Annotated in this window: 6 protein-coding genes; 4 read left to right on the forward strand and 2 right to left on the reverse strand. The window is 42.6% G+C overall.

Going from position 1 to position 5,276, the window contains the following annotated elements; translation table 11 throughout:
• From IQ229_RS11790 to IQ229_RS11800, 3 genes are all read left to right on the forward strand, one after another.
• Window positions 1-560: hypothetical protein (locus tag IQ229_RS11790; RefSeq protein WP_194043906.1), on the forward strand; the 560-nt coding region annotated here is incomplete at its 5' end.
• On the forward strand, window positions 544-1,236 hold the full coding sequence (locus IQ229_RS11795; protein WP_162398254.1) for a hypothetical protein: 693 nt from the start codon (window positions 544-546) through the stop codon (window positions 1,234-1,236). The genes IQ229_RS11790 and IQ229_RS11795, both read left to right, overlap by 17 nt.
• The gene (locus IQ229_RS11800; protein WP_202928732.1) at window positions 1,227-2,135 is read left to right on the forward strand and encodes a ThiF family adenylyltransferase; all 909 of its coding nucleotides are present in this window, start codon (window positions 1,227-1,229) and stop codon (window positions 2,133-2,135) included. Before IQ229_RS11795 ends, IQ229_RS11800 begins: the two co-directional genes overlap by 10 nt.
• Before the next feature lie 76 nt (window positions 2,136-2,211).
• On the opposite strand, the gene IQ229_RS11805 is transcribed toward IQ229_RS11800, so the two are convergent.
• Window positions 2,212-2,931: a response regulator gene (locus IQ229_RS11805; protein WP_162398328.1), complete on the reverse strand. Its 720-nt coding sequence runs from the start codon at window positions 2,929-2,931 to the stop codon at window positions 2,212-2,214.
• Window positions 2,932-3,671: 740 nt separating this feature from the next.
• Here IQ229_RS11805 and IQ229_RS11810 point away from each other — a divergent pair.
• Window positions 3,672-4,811 carry a hybrid sensor histidine kinase/response regulator gene (locus tag IQ229_RS11810; protein WP_162398252.1) on the forward strand — a complete coding sequence of 380 codons (1,140 nt, stop codon included), beginning with the start codon at window positions 3,672-3,674 and terminating at the stop codon, window positions 4,809-4,811.
• 128 nt (window positions 4,812-4,939) lie between these two features.
• On the opposite strand, the gene IQ229_RS11815 is transcribed toward IQ229_RS11810, so the two are convergent.
• On the reverse strand, window positions 4,940-5,276 hold a 337-nt coding region (locus IQ229_RS11815), incomplete at its 5' end, for a hypothetical protein (protein WP_228013400.1).

The raw sequence follows: 5,276 nt of genomic DNA on the forward strand, positions 1-5,276 counted from the left end.
CACCGGCAGCCCTGAGAATTGCTTTTAGCAATGAACCAATTGATACTGGTTGGATGGAACCAGGAATTGTGCGCTGGGGTACGGGCAGTACAGACACATATTTGGTAAAATTTATCCCACCAGCCACTCATACAATCAATTGCGATGAACTTGGATCTTTAACCGTTCCACTACCTGCAATGGTGTTTGTGGGCAAGGGATTAAAATATTGGGTTTGGGCAATTCAAGAACAGGAGTTTACTCCTCAAGCAGAAGCTTTTCATGTGCCACTACCCAATGTCTACAGTTCTGGACAGATTTGCTGGGGAGTGAACGAACCACCTGCTGCTAATGGTCTATCAATTAACCATGCTTGGAATTTGTTTATTTCTAGTATTTTCACTAACCACTTAACAATAAGTAAATCACAAAAATACCGCAAGGATGTTCGCCAGCAACTTCTAAAACTGCACAAAAGATGTAGACGCGCAACCTATCCTGTATCTGATTTTGTGCCTATCGGCAATCAGAAAAGTGTCGCTATGCTTGTGCAGGAAATCCTCGATGAACCCATTGCTTGAAGGTATTATTGGTTACAAAATTATCACAACTTCATCTCTGCCAACACACACCAGTAGTGGACTAGAGTACCTTTATGCCGGAAATGGCATCTTTGCTAGAGCCATTCGTCCTGGCATAGAGGTATTAATGCCTATTTGCTTGTGTTCCCAAACTATCAAAGGGCTACCTCACCTAACATCTTATCTCAAAGTCACTCCCTTAATTCCCAAACCGCTACTACTGGAAATGTGGCGGTCGAGTTATCAAGCTGGCAATCAATTTCATGAAATTCTCTTTCACCTCCACTGTGCTGATGCAGACTGGGATTTACAAGTCCCAGAGCAAATTCAAACTCCAACTAGCTGCCAGCCAACTCATTCTGGCAGTGACTCTTCCCACCAGAAAGCGGCTGTAGACATCCATTCCCACGGTTCCTTACCTGCCTTTTTCTCTAGCACCGATAATGCTGACGAATCTGGCTTTCGCATTTATGGAGTACTAGGTAGAGTTAATACCCTGAAACCAGAGATTAAAATCCGGGTTGGACTGTTTCGCCACTGTTGGGATGTACCTGCTAGAGCAGTGTTTGACATCGACCGAGACTTTTTTATGGTTGATGTCTCACTTTCATCTGGCTGCAAATTTTACAGTACCGATGTATCGCCTGTAAATGTGATGGAGAAGCTATGGAGGTGAATTTCAATTTAGCAAATGTCTGTTCCCTCACGGATAACTGTATTAACTTAACCAACCGTACTATGGAGCTAAATCTTGATTTGGCAAATGCTTCTCCTGTCGTGACTGTCAACTACTCGAAGATAGAACTATGGCTAGTTGGGTGCGGCGGTACTGGTTCTTGGTTGGCTCCTTCTTTGGTTCGGTTAGGTAGAGTTCTTTCTCAGCAAGGTAAACAGGTGAAACTCTACTTTGTTGACCCGGATCGTGTTGAGTCAGCTAACGTTTTACGCCAGTGCTTCTGTGATGCAGAAATCGGACTCAACAAAGCCAAAACCCTGGCGCTGCGCTACTCCCTGGCTTGGAAGATGGAAGTTACAGCGATCGCTCAACCTTTCCAACCCGAATGGATTGTCCCCAGTTACAATACGCTGATTGTTGTCACTGCTTGCGTAGATAATGCCAAAGCTAGAGAGTCAATTACCCAAGTACTTCAGCACAACACTCACCGCCCTGCGCCTCACATTTGGCATTTGGATTGCGGTAACTCCAAGCGTAGTGGTCAGGTACTATTAGGTTCTCATCTGTCTACTAACCCCAATGACTATGATTTCGAGGCTTTAGGCTGCTTTCGCTTACCTGCGCCAACTATACAGCAACCCGACCTACTGGTTTCACAACCAGAAGAGTTGGCAGACAACAACTTGTCCTGTGAACAAATGGCCTTGCTCAATAGCCAGTCCTTGAGCATTAACCAGCGAGTTGCTGCGGAAGCATTTGATTATTTGCTGCAATTGACGACGGGGAAACTACGACGATTTGCTACTTATTTCGATTTAGAGAGTGGTAGCGGAAAATCCCTGTATACAACGCAAGTTGGTATTATGCAGGCGATTCTCCTGGGTCACTCCTGTGCATAGGCGTAGCCCGTCGTAGATATTGCTCCCCTCTCAAGTTAATAACCAAGCACTGTACAGTTGCTTCTGTACAGTGACTTCAATTGAGCAAACCAGCCCGCAACGCTAATACAGCTGCTTGGGTGCGATCGCTTGCACAAAGCTTGTTCAAAACTCCACGCACATATACTTTTACACTTCCCAAGCTGAGATAGAGTTTCTGGGCAATCTCGTTATTGCTATAGCCTTGGACAATTAACTCTAAGACTTCCAGCTCCCGATTTGTCAGTGGGTCTGCTTGTAGAATGCTTGCTTGCTCTGGGTCAATTGCAGAGATCGTCACCGTTTGAGTAGCATTCGGTTTTACCGCTGCTGCTGCTCCTTGACGAGTATGCTTGAGAACGATACGAGCGATCGCTGGATCAATCCAAGACTGACCTTCATGGGTGATATGCAGCGCTTCTAGCAACAACTCGAACTTAATTGTCTTCACACAATAAGAGTCTGCCCCGGCTGCAAACGCTGCCAGTACCATCTGCTCTTTGGCAAACGAAGTAAGCATCATGACTTTAGTCTGTGCTGCTGTTTCCGACACTAGAGATTCCCGAAACTGCTGCACCAGCCATATTCCGTCCCTATCCGGCAAGCCAATATCAACGATCGCTATGTCTGGTTTTGTACTTTGGAGCAGTTTTAACCCATTGGACGCTGTAGCTTCATCACCCACGACTTGAATACCTTCCTGCTCGTTGAGAGAACTACGCATCCCAATCCGCGTTAAGCTATGGTCTTCAATAATTGCTACTCGAATATCTACCATCATTTACCTCAGCAGCTTGGTAACTATACTTTTTTAACTGTCGAATATGGTTTCAAGGAAAGGATTACTCCATTGGACGAAAAATTTTAGCTAAGTAGCCAATATGTAGCTATTGAGATGGAAAGCGGCATTTCAATGTTATTAAACCTCATCCAGGTTGAAACCAGTAGTTTTTACAGTATTGGTTGAAAAGTTCATATATCAAAGGCTACATATCTCAACTGGCTGTTGAAAAAGCTCCAGTGTTCAAAATGGACATCGTTTAATCTGAAAATTCTCTGAAAAAATCTTCCTAAAGTATAAAAAAATATAAAAGCACCGAAGTTAAACTGAAACCAATACAGTTTATTCTGACTTGTGTCCACATCACACTTACAGGAGGATGTAGCTTATCTCTAAGCGAGAAACCTGGCTCTTACACATAACATAGCCAGATTAAAAATTCGTAATTACGTTATGCATGGGAATTTAGACCTCAATCATAAGGTTGTGACCTGTAGAGATGGGAGACTATAACCAGTTTCTTAATTACCAATTACGTAGTTTGCTTCTTGTCGGAGGCGAGTATTACGAATTAGTAATTATATTTACCAGTGCCTTGAGTTTTAGAAAAATCTGATGAATCTTCATCGCTGCGTAGTGGTTAGCATGGCGCTTGAAAATACACTTTTGACAACGAAATTTAGCTTTATTACTCTATTTCTCTACTCAAAAGAAATTAGGTTTATCAAAGGCATTTTATGAACACTTTATCTTGGAATATAACTTCAGAACAAAGAAACCAAAGAATTCTGCTGGTGGATGACTCAGCTGACAGCCTCCGCTTGCTGCAAGTCACCTTAAAACTGAAGGGATACAACGTGATCATAGCCGACAGTGGTGCTGAAGCATTGGTAAAAATTGCCGAATCTCCTCCTGATTTGGTACTGCTTGATGTAGTGATGCCGGATATGGATGGCTATGAAGTTACCCGACAAATTAAGCACAACTTAAACTTACCTTTTATCCCAATTTTGCTGGTGACAGGTTCTGAAAAATCAAGTGTCGTTAAAGGTTTAGATGCAGGTGCAGATGAATTTATTCGCAAGCCTGTAGATAAGAAGGAATTACTGGCCAGGGTGCGGGCTTTGTTGAGACTGAAACACAGTATGGACGAACAACTATTCCTCATTCAGCGACGGGAAGATTTTGTGACCCGTCTCACTCACGACCTGCGAACTCCGTTGATAGCTGCTGACCAATTCCTAAAGTTGCTGCAAAGAGGTGTTTTTGGCAATACCTTATCAGCAATGCGTGAATCTTTAGAACAAATGGCTCAGAGTAACCAAACTTTGTTGTCAATGGTCGATACCTTGTTAGAAGTTTACCAGTATGAAGCTGGAGGCAAAACGTTGGATTTCTTTGTGGTTGACCTGTGGGAATTATGTCAGCAGGTAGTGCAAGAACTAATGCCTTTGGCTAATGTTAAACATTTAAGTCTCAAAGCTGTCTTGACAGAGGGTACTGAAGCTTTTTTAGTTAGAGTTAAAGGCGATCGCCTGGAACTACGCCGACTTATCACTAACTTAGTTGGTAATGCCATTCGCTTCAGCGATGCTGGGTCAGTAGAAGTTCGCCTCAATTCCACTGTTCAAGGGGTAACGATTGAAGTAGAGGATACAGGTATTGGCATGAATCCAGAAGAACAATTACTCTTATTTGATCGCTTTCGACAGGGCAAGCATCAACGTCGGGGGAACGGTTTAGGATTATATTTGTCCCGTCAAATTGTTGAAGCTCATCAAGGGGATATCTCTGTTTCATCGACTGTAGGGAAAGGCAGTATCTTCACAGTTTATTTACCTGTGGCAACAGCTTATTCAAAAATGTTATCAGCATAAAAAGTTTGGTAAATCGAGCTTAAGGATTTGCAGTGAAATAACTTACCTGGCTGATCAAAAAAATGATAATCAAGGCTTTTAGTTATTCAAAAAGGTAACTTATTAATGCGTGCCTCTTAAGGTAAGTTTTACCAAGATTCATCTGGTTCAGGTGGTCGCCAACCACGAGTAGTTGAACTTCCATCACCTAGTCTATCAATTGCCCCAGGATCGCTATTGAGAAATTCATCTAAATCTTCATATCCACTTGGATAATAAAAACCTGATGTGGGTTTGATAGGAATTTTCTTAATTATTATGCTTTCACCAGGTTTGAGATGAGCATATTCGGGGTAATGCTCATCTTGGGAGATATTATCAGAAGGAACGATCAACTCATCTCCTGGCGAATCTAAGTCATCGTCATAAAGCATTACTAATAAACCATCTTCTAGCCGTTGAATTCTTTTATTCATAAAATATAGT

The organism is Nostoc cf. edaphicum LEGE 07299 (assembly GCF_015207245.1).
Lineage (GTDB): Bacteria > Cyanobacteriota > Cyanobacteriia > Cyanobacteriales > Nostocaceae > Nostoc > Nostoc edaphicum_B.

Coding starts and splice junctions, on each gene's coding strand:
- IQ229_RS11805 (WP_162398328.1), bottom strand. CDS start 2,931: ATGGTAGATATTCGAGTAGCAATTATTGAAGACCATAGCTTAACGCGG.
- IQ229_RS11795 (WP_162398254.1), top strand. CDS start 544: ATGAACCCATTGCTTGAAGGTATTATTGGTTACAAAATTATCACAACT.
- IQ229_RS11810 (WP_162398252.1), top strand. CDS start 3,672: ATGAACACTTTATCTTGGAATATAACTTCAGAACAAAGAAACCAAAGA.
- IQ229_RS11800 (WP_202928732.1), top strand. CDS start 1,227: ATGGAGGTGAATTTCAATTTAGCAAATGTCTGTTCCCTCACGGATAAC.